Annotated in this window: 19 protein-coding genes; 13 read left to right on the top strand and 6 right to left on the bottom strand. The window is 37.5% G+C overall.

Translation table 11 applies throughout. The features are described 5' to 3' along the window. Positions 1 to 2 precede the first annotated feature (2 nt). Positions 3 to 1,052: a glycosyltransferase family 4 protein gene (locus R8923_RS11315; RefSeq protein WP_485872865.1), complete on the top strand. Its 1,050-nt coding sequence runs from the start codon at positions 3 to 5 to the stop codon at positions 1,050 to 1,052. Positions 1,053 to 1,086: 34 nt separating this feature from the next. Here R8923_RS11315 and R8923_RS11310 read toward each other — a convergent pair whose 3' ends face one another. From R8923_RS11310 to R8923_RS11300, 3 genes are all read right to left on the bottom strand, one after another. Next, entirely contained in the window at positions 1,087 to 2,151 is a 1,065-nt protein-coding gene (locus R8923_RS11310) for an LCP family protein (RefSeq protein ID WP_485872864.1), read from the bottom strand. Positions 2,152 to 2,369: 218 nt separating this feature from the next. After that, positions 2,370 to 2,912, bottom strand: coding sequence for a GNAT family N-acetyltransferase (locus R8923_RS11305; RefSeq protein ID WP_485872863.1), 543 nt, complete (start codon positions 2,910 to 2,912; stop codon positions 2,370 to 2,372). Positions 2,913 to 2,915: 3 nt separating this feature from the next. After that, a complete protein-coding gene (locus R8923_RS11300; RefSeq protein ID WP_485872862.1) occupies positions 2,916 to 3,548 on the bottom strand; it encodes a YigZ family protein in 633 nt (210 codons plus the stop codon). Positions 3,549 to 3,967: 419 nt separating this feature from the next. On the opposite strand from R8923_RS11300, the gene R8923_RS11295 reads away from it, so the two are divergent. The 5 genes from R8923_RS11295 to hpf all read left to right on the top strand — a co-directional run bounded on the left by R8923_RS11295 (position 3,968) and on the right by hpf (position 8,261). Beyond that, the gene (locus tag R8923_RS11295) at positions 3,968 to 4,654 is read left to right on the top strand and encodes a response regulator transcription factor (RefSeq protein ID WP_088809728.1); all 687 of its coding nucleotides are present in this window, start codon (positions 3,968 to 3,970) and stop codon (positions 4,652 to 4,654) included. 18 nt (positions 4,655 to 4,672) lie between these two features. Further along, positions 4,673 to 5,527 carry a DegV family protein gene (locus R8923_RS11290; protein WP_485872861.1) on the top strand — a complete coding sequence of 285 codons (855 nt, stop codon included), beginning with the start codon at positions 4,673 to 4,675 and terminating at the stop codon, positions 5,525 to 5,527. A gap of 194 nt (positions 5,528 to 5,721) precedes the next feature. Beyond that, complete coding sequence (locus R8923_RS11285; protein ID WP_485872860.1) at positions 5,722 to 7,035, top strand: ATP-dependent helicase ComFA; 1,314 nt, start codon at positions 5,722 to 5,724, stop codon at positions 7,033 to 7,035. After that, positions 7,025 to 7,525, top strand: coding sequence for a hypothetical protein (locus R8923_RS11280; RefSeq protein WP_485872859.1), 501 nt, complete (start codon positions 7,025 to 7,027; stop codon positions 7,523 to 7,525). Before R8923_RS11285 ends, R8923_RS11280 begins: the two co-directional genes overlap by 11 nt. 181 nt (positions 7,526 to 7,706) lie before the next feature. Beyond that, positions 7,707 to 8,261 carry a ribosome hibernation-promoting factor, HPF/YfiA family gene (gene hpf, locus R8923_RS11275; protein WP_485872858.1) on the top strand — a complete coding sequence of 185 codons (555 nt, stop codon included), beginning with the start codon at positions 7,707 to 7,709 and terminating at the stop codon, positions 8,259 to 8,261. 45 nt (positions 8,262 to 8,306) lie between these two features. Here the strand turns inward: hpf and R8923_RS11270 are convergent, their stop codons facing one another. Further along, positions 8,307 to 9,374, bottom strand: a complete 1,068-nt coding sequence (locus tag R8923_RS11270) for a chitinase (RefSeq protein ID WP_485872857.1) — start codon at positions 9,372 to 9,374, stop codon at positions 8,307 to 8,309. Positions 9,375 to 9,774: 400 nt separating this feature from the next. Here R8923_RS11270 and secA point away from each other — a divergent pair, with 400 nt between their 5' ends. The 7 genes from secA to R8923_RS11235 all read left to right on the top strand — a co-directional run bounded on the left by secA (position 9,775) and on the right by R8923_RS11235 (position 19,139). After that, a complete protein-coding gene (gene secA / locus R8923_RS11265; RefSeq protein WP_485872856.1) occupies positions 9,775 to 12,288 on the top strand; it encodes a preprotein translocase subunit SecA in 2,514 nt (837 codons plus the stop codon). 117 nt (positions 12,289 to 12,405) lie between these two features. After that, a protein-coding gene (prfB, locus tag R8923_RS11260) for a peptide chain release factor 2 (protein WP_485872855.1) occupies positions 12,406 to 13,507 on the top strand; the annotation gives its coding sequence in 2 pieces (ribosomal slippage) (positions 12,406 to 12,477 and positions 12,479 to 13,507; 1,101 coding nt in all). 13 nt (positions 13,508 to 13,520) lie between these two features. Further along, positions 13,521 to 14,384: a YitT family protein gene (locus R8923_RS11255; protein WP_485872854.1), complete on the top strand. Its 864-nt coding sequence runs from the start codon at positions 13,521 to 13,523 to the stop codon at positions 14,382 to 14,384. 485 nt (positions 14,385 to 14,869) lie between these two features. Then, positions 14,870 to 15,556 carry a cell division ATP-binding protein FtsE gene (gene ftsE, locus R8923_RS11250; RefSeq protein ID WP_485872853.1) on the top strand — a complete coding sequence of 229 codons (687 nt, stop codon included), beginning with the start codon at positions 14,870 to 14,872 and terminating at the stop codon, positions 15,554 to 15,556. Continuing rightward, complete coding sequence (ftsX, locus tag R8923_RS11245) at positions 15,546 to 16,430, top strand: permease-like cell division protein FtsX (protein ID WP_485872852.1); 885 nt, start codon at positions 15,546 to 15,548, stop codon at positions 16,428 to 16,430. The genes ftsE and ftsX overlap by 11 nt, the downstream gene beginning before the upstream one ends. A 57-nt stretch (positions 16,431 to 16,487) precedes the next feature. Then, positions 16,488 to 17,711 carry a coiled-coil domain-containing protein gene (locus tag R8923_RS11240; RefSeq protein WP_485872851.1) on the top strand — a complete coding sequence of 408 codons (1,224 nt, stop codon included), beginning with the start codon at positions 16,488 to 16,490 and terminating at the stop codon, positions 17,709 to 17,711. A gap of 111 nt (positions 17,712 to 17,822) precedes the next feature. Continuing rightward, on the top strand, positions 17,823 to 19,139 hold the full coding sequence (locus R8923_RS11235) for a murein hydrolase activator EnvC family protein (RefSeq protein ID WP_485872850.1): 1,317 nt from the start codon (positions 17,823 to 17,825) through the stop codon (positions 19,137 to 19,139). 328 nt (positions 19,140 to 19,467) lie between these two features. Here the strand turns inward: R8923_RS11235 and R8923_RS11230 are convergent, their stop codons facing one another. Together R8923_RS11230 and R8923_RS11225 are read right to left on the bottom strand one after the other, a co-directional pair. Then, positions 19,468 to 19,809, bottom strand: coding sequence for an Imm59 family immunity protein (locus R8923_RS11230; RefSeq protein ID WP_485872849.1), 342 nt, complete (start codon positions 19,807 to 19,809; stop codon positions 19,468 to 19,470). Further along, positions 19,810 to 20,604: glycohydrolase toxin TNT-related protein (locus R8923_RS11225; protein ID WP_485872848.1), on the bottom strand; the 795-nt coding region annotated here is incomplete at its 5' end.

The raw sequence follows: 20,604 nt of genomic DNA, 5'->3' as shown, positions 1-20,604 counted from the left end.
ATTTGTTCATATGGGGTATCATAACTTTTTTGCTTGGAGTTATTTTAATTCCGATTGTACGTAAATTTGCAATTTGGATAGGTGCGGTTGATGCGCCGAGGGAGAGACATAGTCATAAGAAAGTGACGCCAACACTTGGTGGACTTGCTATTTTTATAAGCTTTTCAATTGGTTTTTTCCTTGCGCCAATCGATAAAACAGGCTTTTTACCAGTTTATATAGGGGCTTTAATCATTATTACTACCGGAATCATCGATGATATTGTTGAGTTGTCGCCTAAGCTGAAACTTTTAGGACAGCTACTTGCAGCCCTTTGCGTAACAGTTTGGGGAAATGTCGTGATTGAATTTATTAATGTTCCGTTTTACGGACAACTTGATTTTGGTTGGCTTGCGATTCCGATTTCAATGATTTGGATTATTGCTATTATAAATGCGTTAAATTTGATTGATGGTCTGGATGGTCTTTCAAGTGGAATTTCAATTATTGCATTAATGACAATCGCAGGTATGGCGCTTATTTTAAAAGATACTTTTGTAGCGCCAGTCGCGTTCCTTCTTGTTGCATCTGTTTTGGCTTTTCTACTCTTCAATTTTCCGCCAGCTTCCGTTTTTATGGGAGATACAGGAGCGCTTTTTTTAGGTTACATGATTGCTGTACTTTCGCTTATGGGTTTTAAAAATGTCACTTTTATTTCGCTCTTAGTGCCACTTATTATCCTAGGAGTTCCGCTTTCTGACACGTTTTTTGCTATCATTCGGCGGTTGAAAAAAAGGACGCCAATTTCTGCAGCAGACCGCTCGCATATTCATCATCGACTCATGGCGTTAGGCTTCACTGAACGGCAAACGGTTTTATTGATTTACTGTATGGCGCTTTTATTCTCACTTGCAGGTTTTGTGTTCTCATTTTCGACAGCTTGGGGATCCCTCATTCTTCTTGCGCTGCTTCTTGTTTGCATTGAAATTGTTGTCGAATTTATCGGATTAGTCGGTGAAGATTACCGCCCGGTACTAAATGTGCTCCAAAAAATTCATCGTAAACGAAAATAACCCTGAGCCATGTGGCTCAGGGTTATTTTTATTATCACTCGCCACTATCAGATGACGAACTATCGCTATTCGTTGGGTCTTTGTAAGGAGCTGCATTTGGAAAAGGTTGAGTAATATTAAGTTCACTCGCAAATTCATTTGCAACACTCTCCACTGAACTTTCATCAAGAGCATAATAATATACGCCGTCTTGCGGAGAATCCTGTCCTTCCAAGTTTAGAGACTTCATTTCAATTGTATTTGTCATGCCGAATTTTGCAATAGAAAGCATTTGATTAAATGTTAAGTTTGTTTTCATGTTTTCGCCGACAGCGTCAATGATACTCGAATATTTATTAATAGAAGAGAATTTAGTTGCTTCTTTGACGATGGCTTCAATAATTAGTTGTTGCCTTTTTCCTCGTTCAATATCATTATCAATATGGCGCGTTCTAGCAAGAGCTAAAGCTTGTTCGCCGTTTAAACGTTGCTTACCTTTTTCAAGTGTAATGGCTCCAGCTTCGTCTTTTGAGTTTTGCTCTGTAAAGGAAACAGGAACATCGACATTAATGCCACCAAGTGCATCAATAATTTTAAGGAAAGCATCAAAGTCAAAACGAACATAGTAATCAATTGGAATTTGGAATTTTTCTTCGACAGTTTGCATAGTTAGCTCAGGTCCGCCATAAGCGTGAGCTGCATTTATTTTTGTATATTTATCAATGCCTTTTTTGTCTGATTGAATGTGAACGTAGGAATCTCTAGGGATGCTGGTCATTTCTACACGAGCATCTTTAACATTTACAGTGGCTAAAATAAGTGAATCACTTCGAGGATTACCATCAGAGGCACGTTTTTCGCTGGTGTCAACCCCAATAATTAAAACAGAGAAACTATCTTTAATTGGGTCAATGTCTTTAGTTCTTAAAGTTGAAGCCTGTCCATTTCGGACGTTATCGTATGAATTGTCTGCAGCTAATTTTGTTTTGCTGAATAAGAATGTACCATAACCTACGCCAACTAAAATTAGAAGCATAATTGGAATGAGTATCCAGTACAGTATCCTACGACGGCGTTTGTATTTGGTTGCACGCTGGCGACCGTTAAAGCCATTATCCATTATCTTTTTCTCCTTAAATGTCGTTTTCATTTGCTAACAACAAACATAAACATAATTGTACCATGTATAAGTAACCAATTTGTTACATAAAATTTAAGATTTCCTAAAATTTAGTTGCCTTTTGAAATTACAGTGTTTATTTTTACATTATACCTAACTATTTCTGAAAAAAACATTGAAAAGATACAAGCTTTCAAAAATGTAATATAAATGAAAGCTTACTTTTGGTTAAAATAAAATTTGTAAATGAAAATTGGACTTACATTTTGTGTGTAAAGATCAAGCTCTGACGTTTTAGTCGCAAGCTTAAAACCAAGCTTTTCTAACAGAAAAATAGAGGCAGTGTTTTCTGGGAGAACTTTTGCGGAAACACCAGAAAAAGTTAAATGGCTTTGAATTTGTTCAAAAAAAGCATTTAATAATTCTGTCATAAAACCTTTGTTCCAAAACTCCTTAGCAAGTTCATAACCAACTTCAACAGTGTTATCAACAGAATTAAATTCATTAATGCCAAGAGAACCAATAATTTGATTGCCTAAAAAAATGGAATAGCGACAAGCATGTGGCTCTGCTTCAATAGCTTTAATCATTTCCTCGGCTTGAAAGACAGTTGTAAATTGTTCAATGTTCATGTATTTGGCAACCTCAGCATCTGACCAGATTGTAAATAGAGCAGGGGCATCAATAATTGATGTCTGCTTCATTTGTAATCTATCTGTTTGAATGACAGTTAGAAGGTTATGAAAAAAATCTGTACTCATTTATTAAACATCCTTCTCACGATATTTTTGTTCTCCTTCTACACAAGAAACTTGTCCACTAGAAATCTCTGTTATCCATGCTTTGAAAGAAGGTAAAGAATCTTGATCAACAAACACTGATAAAGTCACCATCTCTGTAAATTTCTTATCCACAACTTGGTAATTTTTTTGCTCTAAGAGGTTTTCAAACTTACCTAGTTGACTATACTGGATAGTAAAATGAACAATGGTTGCTAACTTGCGTTCCACTATGCCGATTTCATCACATGCGTTACTAACAGCGCCGCCATAGGCACGAACTAGACCGCCAGCACCAAGCTTTGTGCCACCAAAATAACGAGTGACAACGACCACAACATTTTTTATTTGTCGTTTTTTCAATACTTCGAGCATTGGAACACCAGCTGTACCAGTAGGCTCTCCGTCATCATTTGCTTTTTGAAATTCATCTTTTTCACCAATAAGGTACGAAGAGCAATTATGCGTCGCATTCCAATGTTCTTTTTTTATTTGCGCAATGAAACTTTGTGCGGATTGCTCATCTTCAGCTCGCGCAATGTGGCAAATAAAACGCGATTTTTGTATAATCAACTCGCATTCACCTTGTTCTTTAATGGTTAAATATTGTTCTAGCATGGTTTCCTCCTAACAAAATAGAAGTTCATAGTTGCTTTCATTTTAGCTGAAATAAAGTAGCTTGTATATAATTTTTTTTAACAAAGATGTTCTTCTGGATGAAGCAGGGTTAAATTCATGTTATAATAAAATATACTATTACTTTAGATAGAGATATTGCTGAAAATATCTTTTCATATAGGCAAAATGAAACATATCTTCGGAGTGGAAAAGGATAATAAATAGCAGTAATAGAATCAGCTTATCGAAACTTGCATTTTATGCAAAACAAAAATGTCACACACAGTTAGGCTGGGTAGGAACAGATGATGGAAACTTACTATAATTGTATTTAAGGGATACTTTAGGGCTAGGACACCAACAATGATGACAACAAACAGTAAATGAATTTTGGTTAAATCAGAGGAGGAAGTATTTATATGACTCTCAAAATTATGATTGTCGACGATCACCAATTGTTTCGCGAAGGAATTAAACGGATTTTAGAATTAGAAGACTCGTTTGATGTCATTGCAGAAGCTGAAAATGGAAAAAATATCGTTGCGAAAGTTAGAGAATACAAACCAGACATCGTCCTAATGGATATTAACATGCCAACTGTTAACGGCTTAGATGCAACAGAAATGTTAGTAAGACAATTTCCAAGTATTAAAGTAATTGTATTAACTATCCATGATTCAGATGAATATGTTACTGAAGCGCTGCGCTCTGGTGCGGTGGGATATTTATTGAAAGAAATGGATGCAAAAGAGCTTGTTGATGCCATTAAAATTGTTGATGCCGGCGGAGCGTATATTCACCCTAAAGCTGCCATTAAACTTATACGTGAATATCGCCATTTAGCAAGCACAAATACAGCACAAGGCATTTATGGTTACCAGCAACCCGAAGTGAAAATGCCGCTTCATATTTTAACACATAGAGAATGTGAAGTTCTTCAACTACTCACGGATGGGAAAAGTAATCGTGGTATTGGAGAAACCTTATTTATAAGTGAAAAAACGGTGAAAAATCATGTTAGTAGTATCTTACAAAAAATGAAAGTGAATGATAGGACACAAGCGGTTGTAACCGCCATAAAAAATGGCTGGGTTTACATCCGTTAAAAGGTTCAGGGGGAAGCCATGTCAAAAGAAAAAATTGCAATTGTTACAGATAGCACAGCTTATATACCAGAAGAATTGCTTGAAAAGTACCAAATCCATGTGGTACCTCTTTCGGTCATCATTGATGGTGTTGCTTATAAAGAAGAAGTAGAATTAAGTACAGCAGATTTTTATAAAAAAGCAAAGGAATCAACGGATTTTCCTACGTCTTCACAGCCCGCGCCAGGGGATTTCATTACACTCTTTGAAACCCTCAAAAAAGAAGGTTATAACAAAGTGTTGACTATCCACTTAACAAGTGGAATCAGTGGTACGTACCAAAATGCAGTGACTGCTGGCAATTCGGTCGATGGCATTGAAGTTATTGGTGTTGACTCGGGAATTGCCTGTATGGCACAAGGTTCGATGGTATTGAGTGCCGCTCAAATGGTAGCAGAAGGGAAGACAGTATCTGAAATTTTAGCACATATTGAAACAATCCAAAATACCATGGATGCCTATTTCATGGTTGATGACTTAAATAACCTGCAACGCGGTGGACGTCTAACAGGAGCTCAAGCAATCATTGGAAGCTTGTTGCAAATTAAGCCAATTTTACATTTTCAAGATAAGCAAATCATTCTTTTTGAAAAAGTACGTACGCAGAAAAAAGCATTAAAGCGAATTGAAGAAATTTTACAAGAAGCCGTTCAAAAAAATGAAGCTGAACAAGCTTATGTTATTCATGGAAATACACCTGAAAAAGGGCAAAAGTGGTTAGAGGAGCTACAAAACATGTTTCCAGAAGTTGAATTTCACCTCAGTTATTTTGGACCAGTTATCGGTACACATTTAGGTGAAGGGGCTCTTGGACTCACATGGTCAATTAAATAAACTTAAAACTCCGTGATTTTGGTCGCGGAGTTTTTGTATAAAAAAGTTAGATTGGTAGTGAAAATTATATTTTACGGTCTAGAAAATCAGGTTCTTCATTAAGAAGAAAACCGCATTTTTACCCTCCTAAAAAATGATTTTGATTTCTGCAAAAAAAATAGAAATGAGGTATAACTAAGTGGACGAGGTGATTTATGGCAAAAGGTATTCTATATTTTGAAAATGAGATAATGCATTTGGAAAATTATGAGGTGCTACCGAGTATTTACGAAGTGGATGCAAAACCATTTTGCTTTCGGTGTGGGAATAATCTTGCGGAATGTTTTGCAAATTTGCCGAATAATGAACGGTATTGTAGGAATTGTTTAATGATGAAACGAGTGAATAGCGCGCAACATTTTTACTATCAAAAACCAGAAGAAGCGGAGCGGATTTATTTTAAGGAGCCGTTAGTGTGGGAAGGCATACTTTCATTTGCACAACAAAAAGGATCTGATGCAGTATTAAATGCTATTCGTGAGAAGCAGTCACTTTTGTTATGGTCTGTTGCAGGGTCGGGTAAGACGGAAATGATGTTTAAGGGTATTGAAGCAGGGCTAAAAAAGGGTTTGCGAATTTGCTTAGCATCACCACGCGTAGATGTATGTATTGAACTCGCACCGCGATTACAAGAGGTTTTTCCAGATGTTCCACAAGTGTGTCTATACGGAGATTCAGAAGCTGTTTTTAATAATGAAACATTTGTAGTTGCGACAACACATCAGCTATTGCGTTTTTATCGATATTTTGATTTGATTTTCATTGATGAAGTGGATGCCTTTCCGTATGCCAAGAATCCTTTTCTTGAGTATACGGTTCGAAAAGCAGGGTGTGAAGAAGCAATCCAAATATTTGTAACTGCAACACCAGAGAGAAAGTGGCAACTAGAGTGCTCAGAGGGAAAACGAAACTATGTGAAAATCCCAGCAAGATACCATGGTTTTCCGCTACCAGTACCACGAAATTGCTGGATTGGAGATTGGCAAAAGCAACTAAATAAAAAGCGAATTTCTAAAAAAGTGATAGCATGGATAATGAGCTATATAAAAGCGAAGAAGCCAATCTTGATTTTCTTTCCTAAGATTGATGTTATGTTTAAATTTAGTGAAGTTATGGAGCAGTACGGGTTTAGGCGACTTACTACGGTGCATTCAGCAGATAAGCTACGCAAGGAAAAAGTGCAACAATTGCGGGACGGCACTATTCAAGTTTTACTTACAACAACGATTCTAGAGCGAGGTGTTACATTTACAGATGTACAAGTAGCTGTTTTCGGTAGCGATGGTTCTATTTTTACTGAGGCTGCTTTAGTTCAAATAGCAGGAAGAGCTGGGAGAAAAAAAGACTTTCCAACTGGTGAAGTGTGTTTTTTTCATTTTGGAAAGACTTGTGAGATGAAGCGAGCGATTCAACACATTGAAATTATGAATAAAACGGCTTGGGAAGAAGGGTTACTCGGTGCAACGTAAGTGTCGTATTTGCTATCAACAAATTGAATATGGATTTACTTGGGGGACAAAGCTATTTTTGCAGCAAAAAAGTTTGTTGTGTTCGAGTTGTCGTGAAGAATTTAAACGAATGGAAATGAGTATGAAAAATAAAATGGTAATTTTTAGGAAATCCATTTTTATTGAAGAATTGTTAGAACGATTTTTGAAATTGGGAGATTATGCGCTAGCAGAAGTGTTTGGCGAGTTATTGATTGAAACCTATCATTCTAGTGAGGCACTCTATGTTGGGAAAGAAAAAATAAATGATCGATTGGGCTATAATCCCGAGTTAGAAGTGTTAATGCATGCTGGGATAGCGGCTATTCATATAAATGAAGTTGCTGAGGGGGCCGCTTTAAATATTTTTACGATTATAGAAGGGGATAGAGATTGTGAGCAAGAATTTATTGTAAACTATTGCGCGAAAAATATTAGGGAGATTTACTTTACTGCTTTATTTGAAAAATAGTTAAAAGGAGGTTTGTTTCTCGAGGAAAAGTGGAATGAATTAGTAAAGTAGGAGAAGGCGAAAGTTCCTTTCTTTTCTAGGTAAATATTTGCAAAAAGTGGCATTATACCTTAGACTAGAAGTAAGAAGAGAAGCCTCTTCTTCGCAAGAATTTTTGTTTTATCCCAAAGGAGGAATTACAATGCTTAAGTACAACATTCGTGGCGAAAATATTGAAGTAACAGAACCGATTCGTAATTACGTCGAGAAGAAGATTGATAAACTTGAACGTTATTTTACAGAGGTTCCAGATGCAAATGTGCATGTGAATTTAAAAGTTTACTCTGATAAGAATGCAAAGGTTGAAGTAACAATTCCTCTCCCAAATCTTGTTCTTCGTGCTGAAGAAACAAGCGGAGATTTATATGCAAGTATTGATTTAATCGCAGATAAATTAGAAAGACAAATCCGTAAACATAAAACAAAAGTAAATCGTAAAATGCGTGATAAAGGTGCACAACAAGACTTCTTTGCTTTTGGAGAAGTTAGTGAAAGCGCGACAGATGAACATGAATCTGATTTAGAAATTGTTCGTACGAAACAATTTGATTTGAAGCCGATGGATAGTGAGGAAGCGGTTCTTCAAATGAATCTGTTAGGGCATAGTTTTTATGTTTATACAGATGCTGAATCTGATGGTACAAATATCGTTTATCGTCGTAAAGATGGAAAATACGGTTTGATTGAAACAAATTAATTTGAAATTAAAACGTCCTGCCACATCGAGCAGGACGTTTTTTATTTACTTAGTTCCTAAAAATGGACCGTATGCATTTGCAAAGCTATTGTTATATAAAACGCCATTTTTATCTTTTCCAACATCCCAATTTGCTGACCAGGTCATTAGTCCTTTGAGCGGGCTATTGTCAGCTTTTAACTGGTTGAGGGCATCATAAACATTTTGCGGATTTATGACGTAGCCTGTCGCAGCGGCATCATTATTAGCTGGAAGCCCTAAAACTAACTTATTGGCGGGAATTTTAAGAAAGCCACGTGTTCCGTGAATGAACGAATCAGACATGTAATATAAAAATTCCTTTTTTAGAATATCATTGTTTTGTGCAATCCATTGGTTTGTCTCATCAACCCAGACACCATCCCCGCCTTGGTTGTATAGTTGGGGCGCAATGTAGTCATAATAGCCGTTAAGTGAAGTGATATATGTTTCATAAGCGGCACCTGGTTTTAGGTATGGAAATTCAGGCGCCATTGTAATCATGAAATTTTTTCCTTCTGCTGAGTAATGATTTTTAACTATTTTTAGTGCTGCTGGAATGACAGTTTGATTATTTCCAGCTGTAATGGCAGTCTGTTCTAAGTCAATGTCAAGGCCATCAAACCCATATGTTTCAACTTGGCGAATAATTTCATTTGCAAAAGCTTGCTCGTCACCAGTTTGCAATTGGACATGACCATCAGCCCCGCCAAGCGCTAAAAGTACAGCACGTCCTTGCTTATTTAGTTCAGCGACTTGGGCGCGGAATTCGCCATCAGTTTGTCCTACTGGTTTAAATGTTGGAATACGGTTAACACCGTCACCTTTCATAAAGGCAACAGGGACAACGTTATAAGCTGAGTTTACATCTTTTAATGCAATATCTGCTGAGGTGCCTTGTTTGTAGCCGTCGTTTCCAGCAGATTTCCAACTATGCCAATAGCCTACTAATACTTGCTTGTTTGTGAGGTCTGGCATGGCAGTTGCATCGTCCGTTATTGCTTTGGCGCTCTCGCCTCCCGTAAAGCTAAGTCCAATTGCGACAATACCAACTAAAACACTTCCTGTTATCCATCTTCTTTTTTGAGTAAACATAAAAATCCTCCTTCTTTTTTGTACGCGCTTACATTTTTAAAATGTGTTTTAAGCGTGCATTTGAGAATACCCGAGGAAAAGATGAATAAACATGAAAAAATGGATTATCAATTAATATGGTATAGACCAAATTGAGTGAAAAGGAGTTATGAGTAGTTTTTTTTAGTAAACCAAAAAAATAAATTTTTTTCAGGAAGTTGGACTTTTTCACACAATATACACATCTATTTTTAGAAGAAGGTGTTATAATGGTTGGTAGCTTATAAATCGGGGTATAAATAATCAATCCTGTTTTCAATTTTTGAGAATAAGTGATAAAATTAATAAGTGTATCTTGAATAAGATAATCTGGAAATTTAAAATAGAGTTGGCAGTCAATTTATGTGGAGGAGAATCAATTATGGCAGGAATGTTGAAAAAGATTTTTGAATCAGGTAAAAGAGATATCAAATATCTTGAAAAGAAAGCCGATCAGATTGAAGCACTAGCTGATGAAACAGCAGCGCTTTCAGACGACGATCTGCGAGCAAAAACAGTAGAGTTTAAGGAACGTGTGCAAGCGGGTGAAACTTTAGATGATATTCTAGTTGAAGCTTTTGCTGTTGCACGGGAAGGCGCAAAACGTTCGCTTGGCATGTATCCATTCCGCGTTCAGTTAATGGGTGGTATTGTTATTCATGAAGGGAACATTGCGGAAATGAAAACTGGGGAAGGTAAAACTTTAACAGCAACATTACCAGTTTATTTAAATGCGCTTTCTGGTGAAGGTGTTCATGTTGTTACGGTCAATGAATACCTATCGCAACGTGACTCGGAAGAAATGGGCGTGTTATATAACTTTTTAGGTCTTTCTGTTGGTCTAAATTTAAACGCACTTTCTAGTGAGGAAAAACGGGAGCAATATGCGTGTGATATCACGTATAGTACGAATAATGAATTGGGCTTTGATTATTTGCGTGATAACATGGTGGTTTATAAAAATCAAATGGTGCAAAGACCGCTTTCGTTCGCGATTATTGATGAAGTTGACTCGATTTTAATTGATGAAGCGCGTACGCCGCTAATCATTTCGGGGGAAGCTGAAAAATCGAATGTTTTATATGTTCGTGCAGATACTTTTGTGACAACTTTGACGGAGGAGAAAGACTATACGGTTGATATTAAAACAAAATCTGTCAATTTAACCGAAGAAGGTATGGCTCGTGGTGAAAAATATTTTGATGTTGAAAATTTATATGATTTAGAGAATACGATTTTGCTACATCATATTGCGCAAGCTTTGAAAGCAAACTACACGATGGCGCTTGATGTGGATTATGTGGTGCAAGAAGATGAAGTTCTAATTGTTGACCAATTTACTGGGCGGATTATGAAGGGGCGTCGTTTTAGTGAAGGTTTACACCAAGCTTTAGAGGCGAAAGAACGTGTGACGATTCAAAATGAGTCGAAAACGATGGCGACGATTACCTTCCAAAACTATTTCCGTATGTATAAAAAATTGGCGGGGATGACAGGTACAGCAAAAACGGAAGAAGAAGAATTTCGCGATATTTATAATATGCGTGTTATTGAAATTCCAACAAACCGTCCGATTGTTCGTGATGACCGTCCGGATTTAATTTATACAACGATTGATGCGAAATTTAATGCGGTTGTGGAAGATATTGCAGAGCGCCATGCGAAAGGGCAACCTGTTCTTGTTGGTACGGTAGCAATTGAAACTTCCGAACTCATTGCGAGCAAGTTAAAACGCAAAGGAATTCGCCATGATGTTTTGAATGCGAAACAGCATGAGCGTGAAGCGGATATTATTATGAATGCTGGGAAGCACGGCGCGGTTACTATCGCAACGAATATGGCTGGTCGTGGTACAGATATTAAACTTGACGAGGAGACGGTTGCAGCTGGAGGTTTAGCTGTAATTGGTACGGAACGTCATGAATCTCGTCGTATTGATAATCAGTTGCGTGGTCGTTCGGGTCGTCAAGGGGACCCAGGGGTAACTCAATTTTACCTTTCAATGGAAGATGAGTTAATGCGTCGCTTTGGCTCTGACAACATGAAGAGCATGATGGAACGTTTCGGAATGAATGAAGAAGCGATTCAAAGCAAAATGGTTAGCCGTGCGGTTGAGTCTGCTCAAAAACGTGTTGAAGGAAATAACTTTGATTCCCGTAAACAAGTTCTTCAGTACGATGATGTTTTACGTCAACAACGTGAAGTAATTTATAAACAGCGCTATGATGTTATTACGGCGGAAAATGGCTTGCGTGAGATTATTGAAAAAATGATTGAACGTGCGGTTCATTATGTAGTCATTTCTAATGCTTCTGCGCACGAGGCGGAAGAAGATTGGAATTTACAAGGTATTGTGGATTATGTGGATGCGAACTTGCTTCATGAAGGTGCGATTACGGTTAGTGACTTACAAGGCCGTGTCACTGAGGACATTCAAGCATTTATTTTAGGAAAAATTAAAGAAGCTTATGACGAAAAAGAACAGCTGTTGCCTGAGGAAGAATTTAATGAGTTCCAAAAAGTTGTCTTGCTCCGTGTCGTGGATACGAAATGGGTTGACCACATTGATGCAATGGATCATCTTCGTGACGGGATTCATTTGCGTGCGTATGGTCAAATTGATCCGCTTCGTGAATATCAATCGGAAGGTTTTGCGATGTTTGAGGCAATGATTTCTTCGATTGATGAGGATGTTGCACGTTATATCATGAAAGCTGAAATTAGACAAAACCTTGAACGTGAACAGGTGGCAAAAGGGGAAGCTGTTAATCCGGCTGAGGGCAAACCAGAAGCGAAACGCAAGCCAGTTGTTAAGGGTGAGGAAATTGGTCGTAACGATCTTTGTCCTTGTGGCAGCGGTAAGAAATATAAAAATTGTCATGGTAAAGAAGCATAAAAATCTCGGGGCGCTATTTTTGGCGCTCCTTTTCTTTGAAAAAATGTTCTGGATTTATGCGCTTGATTTTTATATACTAAAATAAGTTTAGAATAATAAAAAAAGGTGGAAATAACTATGGAATTAGCAGAAATTCGTAATTCGCTTGAGAAAACAGCGAACCAAATCACAGACTTTAGGGGGTCTCTTTGACTTAGAAACGATGGAAGTACGCATTGCAGAGTTAGAAGATCAGATGCTTGATCCAAATTTTTGGAATGATCAGCAAGCGGCACAAAAGGTTATTAATGAGTCAAATGGTTTAAAAGAAGTTTATAATGCTTTTCATAAATTAGAAGAGGAACAGGAAAATTTAGAAGTAAGTTTAGAACTGCTTCGTGAGGAAGTGGATGCTGATTTACAAAACGAGTTGGAAGAGGCACTTGCTGATTTTGTCAAAGAGCTGGATGATTTTGAACTTAAACTTATGCTGAGTGATCCTTATGATAAAAATAATGCGATTTTAGAGCTTCACCCTGGTGCTGGTGGTACGGAATCACAAGATTGGGGTTCGATGCTTTTACGGATGTACCAACGTTTTGCGGAGAAGAAAGGCTTCAAAGTGGAGACGCTTGATTATCAAGCGGGTGATGAAGCGGGAATTAAGAGTGTCACGTTGCTTATTAAAGGGCATAATGCGTATGGTTATTTGAAAGCGGAGAAAGGTGTGCATCGTTTGGTGCGGATTTCACCATTTGATTCATCTGGGAGGCGCCATACATCGTTTGTCTCGGTAGATGTAATGCCTGAGATGGATGATGATATTGAAATTGAAGTACGGACGGAAGATTTGAAAATTGATACGTACCGGGCAACTGGAGCTGGTGGACAGCACATTAATACGACAGATTCTGCTGTGCGGATGACGCATACGCCTTCTGGGATTGTGGTTACTTGCCAGTCAGAACGTTCGCAGCTGAAAAACCGGGAACAAGCACTTAAGATGCTTAAGGCGAAGCTTTATCAAAAAGAACAAGAGGAAAAAGAGGCGGAATTAGCTGAAATTCGCGGGGAACAAAAGGAAATTGGTTGGGGTAGTCAAATTCGTTCCTATGTTTTCCATCCATATTCAATGGTAAAAGATCACCGGACAAATGTGGAGACGGGGAATACTCAGGCTGTCATGGATGGTGAGCTGGATGAATTCGTGAATGCTTATTTGCGTTCGCGCATTCAATAAGGCAGGTGTGCGCATGATTAAAAAACGAAATCGTAAGCCGAGGAAACTTTGGCTTGTGAAAATTTTAGACTATTTTTATGTTGTTTTGGGCGCGGCCTTTATTGCAATAGCTTTTAATGTGTTATTACTCCCAAATCATATTGCTTCTGGTGGAGTGAGCGGGATTAGTACAATTGTGAATTATTTGACTGGATGGACACCAGCGTTTATCCAGTGGGCGCTTAATATTCCACTTTTTATCGCAGGTGTATTCTTTTTAGGTTATCAGTTTGGGATTAAAACATTTATAGGAACGATGACCATCCCGCTCTTTGTTTATCTTTCGCAGGATTTTGCTCCGTGGACGCATGAACCACTTATTGCTGCTTTATTTGGTGGTATTTTAGTAGGGTTTGGGCTTGGTATTGTCTTTCGCGGTAAAGCATCTACTGGCGGAACAGATGTCCTTGCACAAATTGTCCATAAATATTTTCATTTATCACTAGGCGTTTGTGTTGCAATTATTGACGGACTTGTCGTGATTTCTGCCATGTTTGTTTTCAGTATTGAATCGGGTCTCTATGCATTAATTGCTTTGTTTGCGACTAGTAAAACAATTGATTTAGTTCAAGTTGGTTTAAACCAGTCCAAAACGGTGCTTATTATCTCGGAAAATCAAGAGGAAATCAGGCAGGCGATTTTATTCAAAATTGATAGAGGAATTACTCGTCTTTCTGCTAAAGGCGGCTATACTGAGGATGAAAAGCAAATTTTGCTTTGTGTAATTTCACAACGAGAGTTTCCAAAATTGAAAGAAGTAGTGAAGGAAATTGATACAAATGCATTTGTCGTTGTGATGAGTGCAAGTGAAGTGATGGGTGAAGGATTTACGGTGTAACTAATACAAGTGATTAGTTACACCGTTTTTATATAACAGATATATGACAGAAAACGTTTGTGCATGTGCTAACGAACTAGAGCTGTAGGCAAAACTGGTCTATCCCAATTAGAAGAAACTGTAATCATTTTTAATCTCGCTGTAATGTTATTTTGAGTAGAAAAAAGATACAATAGGGACAGTGGAAAAAGAAGCCATTTATATGGTTTTTAGTTTGCCTAAAAACTGGTTTTAATTCCAATCAAAAATAAAACTCAAAAATTTAGTTTTTAAACATATGAAAAAGTTCGTATTAAATTAATGAGTAAGATTGTCACAGGCTGAAATATAACTGTAATGCAATTAACCTATTGATGAAAAACTAGGATGTTATAATAGACTTTGTGTTGAAGTATATTCAGCGCAGCATAACAGTTTTATGTCAAAGGTTATCATTACATTACCTTGCAAATGAAGCTCTTAAGAAAGGCGAATTAGGTGATAAAATGATATTGATGGAAGACGTGTATAAGAAGTACCCTAATGGTATTACTGCCGCTAATGGTCTAAATATTAAAATTGACCAAGGGGAATTCGTTTATGTGGTTGGTCCAAGTGGAGCAGGTAAATCCACTTTTATAAAAATGATTTATCGTGAAGAACGAGCGACCAAAGGAAAAATTCAAGTTGATAATTTTGACTTAATCAACTTGAAAAATCGCGAAATTCCATATTTAAGACGTGATGTTGGCGTTGTTTTCCAGGATTTTAAATTACTTTCTAGCAAAACGGTGTATGAAAATATTGCCTATGCGATGGAAGTGGTGGAAAAAGATCCGGTTGAAATCAAGCAACGTGTTATGGAAGTTCTAGATTTAGTAAACTTAAAACACAAAGTTAGGATGCTACCAGATGAGCTTTCAGGTGGGGAACAGCAACGAATTTCGATTGCTAGATCTATCGCGAACATGCCCAAAGTTTTAATTGCCGACGAACCAACTGGTAATCTTGATCCAGATACTTCATGGGAAATCATGAACATCCTTGAGGAAATTAATCGTCAAGGCACTACGATTGTGATGGCAACACACAACAAAGAAATTGTGAACACGTTGAAACATCGTGTTATTGCTATCGAGAATGGTCGTATTGCTCGTGATGAACAGCAAGGAGAATATGGATATGAAATTTAAAACTTTTGGAAGACATGTGAAGGAAAGCTTTAAAAGTCTTTACAGAAATGGTTGGATGACTTTTGCAGCAGCAAGTGCAGTCACAGTAACACTTATTCTTGTGAGCGTGTTTTTTTCCATTTTAATGAACATGAATAAACTAGCTTCAGACGTTGAAAATGATGTGCAGATTAACGTACATATTTCACTCGGTGCTACACAAGAACAAGAAGATGAGTTAAAGAAGAATATCGAAAAGATTGATGGTGTGGATACGGTAACTTTCTCCTCTAAAGATGAGCAATTGAAGAAGTTAGTTGGAACATACGGAAAGAATTTCGAGCTATTCAAGCAAGACAATCCACTTCATGATGTATTCATTGTTCAAGCAGAACAGCCGGAACAAACGAAGACAGTAGCAACTAAGATTGAAAAATTAAAATACGTAGATGATGCAGAATACGGTGAAAAAACCGTGGATAAACTATTCGATACATTGCAATGGGCGAGATATGCTGGTATAGTATTAAGCATTGGGTTACTACTAACAGCGATGTTCCTCATTTCAAACACAATCAAGATTGCAATTTTCTCTAGACGAAAAGAAATTGAAATCATGAAACTTGTTGGGGCGACAAACTGGTTTATACGCTGGCCATTCGTTTTAGAAGGGGCGTGGTTAGGACTAATTGGTTCAATCATTCCAGTAGTATTAACTTTTGTAGGTTACATTAACACATATAACCTATTAAACCCGAAACTTATAACATCATCACTTTCGCTTTTACCGCCGACACCATTTGCTTATGAAATTAGTGCTTTAATTATTGTTATTGGTGTTTTAATTGGTGTCTGGGGAAGTGCTATCTCAATTAGAAGATTTTTAAAAGTTTAAGAACGAAACAATAAAAAACAAAGAAAAGCTTAGGGAGCTTTTTAGGAGGTAAATTCTTTGAAAAAGAACGCTTTAATTGCAGTATCACTAGCAACAGTAATGACAATTGCACCAGTATTTACAACTAACGCATTTGCAGACGTTAATACTGACATTCAATCACAAGATAAAAAAATTAACGACTTAAAGGCTAAAAAAGGTAATTTAGAATCTGAACTTTCTAAATTAGTTGCCGACATGGAAGCTGCACAAAAAAATGCTAAGAAAATCCAAGCAGATTTTGACAACACTACTAAAGAGCTTAAAAAATTAAATAGTGATATTAAAGAAATCAACGAGAGAATTAAAGAGCGTGAGGAAGTACTTAAAGAGCGCGCACGCGCAATGCAAAAAACGTCTAACTCCAACGCATACTTAGATGTAATTTTAGGGTCTGAAGATTTCTCTGATTTAGTTAATCGCGTTTCTGCAGTCAACCAATTAGTTGATTCTGATAAATCAATTTTAGACGATCAAAAAAATGATGAAGAAGCATTAAAAGCAAAACAAGCTTCTGTGAAGAAAAAACAAGAAGCTCAAAAAGTAGCGATTCATAAATTTGAAGCTGAACAAAATAAAATTGAAGCTCAAAAAGCTGAAAAAGAAGCTGTTGTAGCACAATTAGCAGCTGACCAAGCGAGCGCTGAAAGTGATAAAGCAAGCTTAGTTAGCGAACGTGATAAGCAAGCAGCAGCAGCGGCTGAACGTGCACGCGCATTGACAGCGGCAGCAGCACCAACTGCTGGTGTTGAGAATAACAATAACAATTCAGGAAGTTCTAGTTCTACAACTAAAACCTCTACAAATAATAGCGTTACTAACAGTAGCAACAGTAGTAGCAATTCTTCAAGTGCTAATGTACAACAGCCATCTGGAAGCGGATATTCTGCAATGATTTCAGCAGCGCGTGCGCAACTTGGCAAACCTTATTCATTAGGTGCATCAGGTCCAAGCGCATTTGACTGTTCTGGATTTACTTCTTACGCTTTCCGTGCGGCAGGTATTAGCTTACCAAGAACTTCTGGTGGACAATATGCAGCTGCACAAAAAGTTAGTGCAAGCCAAGCGAAGCCAGGGGACCTTGTGTTCTTCAACTACGGAGGCGGAATTGCACACGTAGGGATTTATGTTGGTGGCGGTCAAATGATTAATGCGCAAAATAATGGCGTTAAGTATGATAATATCTCTAGTGGATATTGGGCTAAATATTTAGTTGGTTACGGCCGTGTAGCTAATTTCTAAAAATAAATTTGTTGTATTGAAAATAGAAAAGTACCTTTGTCTTGGCGGCAAGGGTATTTTTCTATCTTTTTTTAAGAAAAGTAATAAAAAAGTTAGGGGTTTTTCCGAGAAATGAAGAAAAAATTAATATCTGGGGTAATGGTGCTGACAGCAGCTGCACTTCTTACACAACCGCTGAATGTACTTGCAGATGATATAAATGGTATGGAGAGTCAAAAGAAGAAGATACAAGATCAAAAATCTTCTGTGGAAGGAAATATTGGGCAAAAGAATTCGGAGATGGAGAGTTTAGAAGCTGAGTCGCAAAATGTAGCGACATGGCTTGAAAAAGTTTCAAAAGAAATTGAAGCAACGAATAAGAAGTTAAAAGAACAGCAAGAGAAAGTAATTACAGAAGAAGGCAAAGTTAAGCGATTAAAGGCTGATATTGCGGATTTAAAAGAAGAAATTAAACAGCGTAAAGTTGTGCTTGATAACCGAGCTCGTGCGATTCAAACGAATGGAAGTGGGCAAAGTTATTTAAATGTTCTCCTACAAGCTGAAGACTTTGCGGATTTTTTTGGACGTGCATCACTTGTTAAAGAAATTGTGAATGCTGACCAGGAAATTATGACGAAGCAAAAGGAAAATCAAAATCGGTTAAAAGATATGCAAGCTAGTGCAGAGAAAAAACTAGCTGAATTAAATCAGCTGGCAACACAAATTACGGTGATTAAAAATAATTTGGAGAGTCAAAAAGCGGAGCAAGATGATTTATTGCTTACGTTAGCAACGAAAAAAGATAAGACAAATCAGGAAGTGGCCATCTTAGAGGCACAAAAAGCTAACTTATCCAAGGAAGAACAGCAAGTGGCTGCAAATTTGACGGCGGCGTATGCGGAAGAACAACGTAAGAAAGAAATGGCAGCAAAACGGGCTGCTGAAGCGAAGCGTAAGGCTAGCAGTAGCCAAACTACAAGAAGCGCAAGCGTGTCCTCACAACCTTCACAAGGAAGTTCATACTCAGCGCCCACTTCTTCTGGCGGTATGTTTATTAAACCAGCCGCGGGTATTTTAACTTCAGGATTTAGTGAACGTACAAACCCAGTAACGGGGCAATATGAAGCGCATAAGGGGCAAGATATTGCGGCAGGAGGAACGGTTCCTGTTGTTGCGGCCGCGAGCGGAACGGTTGTCTTTTCTGGGTTTGGTGCATCGGGTAGTGGCTATGGTGGTTATGGCTACGTTGTGGAAATTGACCACGGCAATGGCTATCAAACACTTTATGGACATATGCGCGCGGGAAGCTTGAGTGTTGTTTCAGGTCAAAAAGTGATGCAAGGACAAAATATTGGTATTATGGGTTCCACGGGACAGTCGACGGGACAACATTTACATTTTGAAATCCATAAAAATGGTGTTCCAGTTAATCCAGCACCTTATTTATAAAATAGAAGACAGCGTTAAAAAACACCCTTCAAATGGGTGTTTTTTTAACGCTAGTGCTAATTGTGGTTTTGCTTTGTTTTTTTAGACAATTTTTTATAACCCAATATACCTAAACTAGTGATGCCAAAGACGCAAATTATTTCAATTACTGCTGCTATCGGACTAAATGACATATATCTTCCACTCCTTGTTTCTTGTCTAACCAGAGTATCCTACAAGTTTACTTCTGCTAACTTTGATTCCGTAAAATCCAGTCCAACTCATTATATAAGTAGAAGAATCCACAAGAAACTTATAGAAAAGTCCCAACTTTTGTCGGGGCTTTAGTTTATTCTGCTTTTTCGTTATCCCATAAAGGGCATGGGTATTCAGGGGGTTCATTTCTACTAACTCTTAATTTGTTATATTCTATCGTAAGTCTAAGTTTTTTTAAAAAATCATTTTGAGCATTTTCAAAATCAGAAAATTCTTTTACTCTACCCATTATGCTAGCTCTGTCGGCCAATGAATATACTTGATATTTTTGACTTGCTTCATCAAATTCAATTCGAGTTTGATATTCTACTCTTTTTTGATCTGGAGCATTAAAAACAGAAACGCGTAAGGATTCAAATCCCAATTCTTTTATTTTCTGATTTATTTTCATTGCTTTTTTCTCCAATGATTTCATTTATTTTACCTCCTGTAATAATCCGAGTTTTTCATACCATGAAATAGAAGTTTCAAACTTTATTTGAATTCCCCCACCATCGCCAAAGATCTCAGCGATTTTGCCTTGTCGAGCATTCGCAATATCAGATAAAGTAAATTCATATTTATCCATTAAAATATCTAACTCTATTCGATCAAGTTCCTCTAAATTATTATACCCACTTATTACATTTTTCATATTTATATCTTTTATAGCTTCGTACTGATGGTAGTCCATTGCACTTTCTGGATATGGTAATCCTCTAGTATCATATTCTAATATTTTCCCGTTTTCAACAGGACTCGTATATCTACCTCCAGACTCTCCGTATCTATCAATTATTTGACCTTTTTTCAAATTAGCTTCCTGTGTGATAGGCTTTCCACCACTATCACAAGCAAAGCCATCTGTTCCTTTCGGTGGCCATTTTATTTCTCCAGCTTCATCTAGAAAATCAGGAGACCTTACAAGTTCACCACGTGAAGATTTATAAGCTGTTTCTCCATTTTTCAATGTCACTTTTTCAGGCTCAAATGCTTTACTTGTTTCTTTTATTATATCATCCGCCTGTTTCCCTTTGCCACTCAAGTTCACATCGAATTTTTGTAAGATGTCTTTCAGGTTCTCGGTGCCTTGCGTGATTTTGGATGGGGCTTGGTCCGGAATGCCACCCATGCCAGCTAAGGCTAGGTTTTGTCTTGGAGGCAAATTGAGGGAGCCTTTCATGGTTGTCGCGGTTTGCCCCACTTTGTCTAAACCTTGGATGCCTTTTTG

It is taken from the genome of Listeria tempestatis, assembly GCF_963575625.1.
GTDB classification, from domain to species: Bacteria; Bacillota; Bacilli; order Lactobacillales; family Listeriaceae; genus Listeria; species Listeria tempestatis.
This window is presented reverse-complemented; position numbering and strand designations above follow the sequence as displayed.